The organism is Streptococcus suis (assembly GCF_002964045.1).
GTDB lineage: Bacteria > Bacillota > Bacilli > Lactobacillales > Streptococcaceae > Streptococcus > Streptococcus suis_U.
The window spans coordinates 1-2,628 of sequence record NZ_POPB01000318.1 but is presented as its reverse complement, the minus strand read 5'-3'; the positions used below and the strand labels follow the sequence as shown (position 1 = coordinate 2,628).

Sequence of the window (2,628 nt, the reverse complement as noted above, 5' to 3'; positions counted from 1 at the left end):
TAAGAACTTTAAAACTAAGATTTACATCGCTTTGAATATTGAAAAAGAGAGAACGAATTTCGTCCTCTCTAGGTGTTAGCTTTTCATCTACCCACTACAGTTGACAAAGAGCCAAAAAAACAGGAATTGTACAGTTGCCAACTCCTGTTGTTCGTTACTTAACTTCTACTTTTTCTGTCCAAGGACAAGCAGTTGTCGCTAGAACTTCGTTGAGTTCTTCTACGTTGCGACGACCTTGGTCTGCCAACCAAGCTTTAGCTGCTTCTTCACCCTCGCTTGCAAAGATAGCTACTGCATCCTTCCAAGTAGCACGTCCACAAAGAACACCGTTAAAGCTTGAACCTGCTTCTTTAGCAAAGACAAGGGTTTCTTGGAAGAGTTTGGCAGATACACCCGCACTCAAATAGATGAATGGCAAGTGGGTACTGTCTGTCTGCTCCTTGAAGAAGGCCTTGGCTTCCTCAACTGTATAGACTGGCTCTTCATCTGTGTAGCCTTCTACAAAGTTCATGTTAACCGGTACTTCTACCTTAAGCACATCTGCATTGTAGCGTGGCTTACTGAATTCACGCATGGCACCGTTGACCTTGTGTGGCTTGAGGGCTGCGTATTCACGAGAAGTCACATCCATGTCGCTAGCATCGTAAGTCAAGATTTCAACGAAGTAAGGAATATCTTCTGCGATACACTCGCTACCAATACGTTCTACCCAGGCATGCTTAATATCATTGATTTCTGGCTTGTCATCTACATCATAGTAAAGCAAGATTTTTACGGCATCTGCTCCCAATTCTTTGATGCGTTTTGCTGACCAGTTTGGCAAAAGGTCTGGCAAACGACCTGGTGTGGAAGCATCGTAACCTGTTTTTTCATAAGCTGCAATGAAACCGCAATCTGCATGGCGCAATTCTGATGCTGGAACACCATATTCAGCATCCAAAAGAATGGAGCTTGCATAAGGGGTCAAATCGCTTGAAATGACTTTTTTGAAATCAATCAAGATATCATCTCCAAATTCGCCACCACCTGCTGCCGCAGCCAAGAGGCGTTTCAATGCACCACGTTGGTCAATAGCCAAGGCCGCAATCACCTGGTCGCTGTTTGACAAGCGGGTCATGTGGTCAAATTTAGCCTGAGAAAGTTGTAATTTTGTCATTAGATTCCTCCTGGAAAATAGTATTACCAATTAAGTTGCTGTTGATGTACAACTAGCAGTTTTGAAGCCTTTAACTAATTTTCAAATCGTTTCACACCGTCTAAGTAGGTAGCTTTCAAACGTCCCGCATCATCTACAATGATAAAGTCTGCTGCCCGTCCTTCTGCAATCTGACCACAAACATGGTCAATGTTAACAGAACGAGCTGGTGCCAATGATGCCATTCGAAGCGCATCAGGCAGAGAAACCAAACCCCATTCAACCACATGCTGAACTGCTTGGATTAACTCCAGAATGGAGCCTGCCAGACTACCGCTATCTTTCAGGCGGGCTGTGCCGTCTTTTACAACGACTTCAAATTCTCCAAGTCGAGAATCACCTTCACCCATTCCTCCAGCTCGCATACAGTCTGTAATTAATACTGTTTCTTCTGCGCCACGCGCTTTAATAACGACTTCTGCCGCCGCTGGATGAACATGGTGACCATCACAAATCATTTCTGCATAAACATTTTTTAAGTTCAGGGCTGCTCCAACCATTCCTGGCTCACGATGATGTAACCCACTCATACCATTGTAAACATGTACAAAAATATTTGCACCAGCTTTTACAGCCGCTTCTGCTTGCGCATAGGTCGCATCACTATGAGCCAGAGCTGTATGAATGGCCTTGCTGTTGGCAAATTCGATAAATTCTGTCACGCCTTCTCTTTCTGGCGCAATGGCAATTTTATTAACCAGGCCCTTGGAGAGCTGGTGCCATTTGTCCAATTTCTCAATAGATGGATCGCTCATATACTTGGGATTTTGGGCTCCCTTGTATTTTTCTGTAAAGAAGGGACCTTCTAAGAAAATTCCCTGGATCTTAGCACCTGTTTCCTGACCTGCATAGGTTCCAATCGTTTCGCAGACTGCATCTAAATTTTCTGTGGAATCTGTCAGAGTTGTTGGAAGCCAAGAGGTCACCCCACAAGACAATAGTCTTTCTGAAATCACCTTGATTCCTTCGAAATCATTGTCCATTACATCGTGAGACGCATAGCCATGAATATGGGTATCCACCAAACCTGGTGCCAGATGATAGTTGGAATAATCGATAATATCCCCCTCTGGCTTTTCCGTCAGAATTTGACCGAACGAGCCATCATCTTTTATTTCCAGATAGGCTTCCTCTACCTCTGTATCCTTTAAAATAATTGATTTAGCATATACATACTTAGACATAACCTATCTCCTTAGTTTATATAACATTTTGCCGAACTGGTTATAACCATATACTAATTGTAGTATATACCAATGTTAAAAAAATGTCAAGTATTGGTCAAAATTATAGAAAAAATACAGCCATTTGGCTGTATTCCAGATTGCAGACAAACATCGTTTTGGTGTTTGTCTTTTTTACTGTTTTTAGGGAAAAATAGCTGTTTTGGTGCTTAAACCACCTCATCTGGACAAAATAAAAAGGCCTTCTTG

Annotated in this window: 2 protein-coding genes; both read right to left on the bottom strand. The window is 42.6% G+C overall.

What is annotated here, in order from left to right; genetic code table 11:
- Nucleotides 1-154: 154 nt before the first annotated feature.
- Entirely contained in the window at nt 155-1,156 is a 1,002-nt protein-coding gene (lacD, locus tag C1E99_RS05850; protein WP_105206927.1) for a tagatose-bisphosphate aldolase, read from the bottom strand.
- A gap of 74 nt (nt 1,157-1,230) precedes the next feature.
- Nucleotides 1,231-2,379, bottom strand: coding sequence for an N-acetylglucosamine-6-phosphate deacetylase (gene nagA, locus C1E99_RS05845; protein WP_105206926.1), 1,149 nt, complete (start codon nt 2,377-2,379; stop codon nt 1,231-1,233).
- Nucleotides 2,380-2,628: the final 249 nt, after the last annotated feature.

What these genes read in the sequence shown, in the direction of transcription:
- lacD (WP_105206927.1), bottom strand. Translation starts at nt 1,156, where the DNA reads ATGACAAAATTACAACTTTCTCAGGCTAAATTTGACCACATGACCCGC.
- nagA (WP_105206926.1), bottom strand. Translation starts at nt 2,379, where the DNA reads ATGTCTAAGTATGTATATGCTAAATCAATTATTTTAAAGGATACAGAG.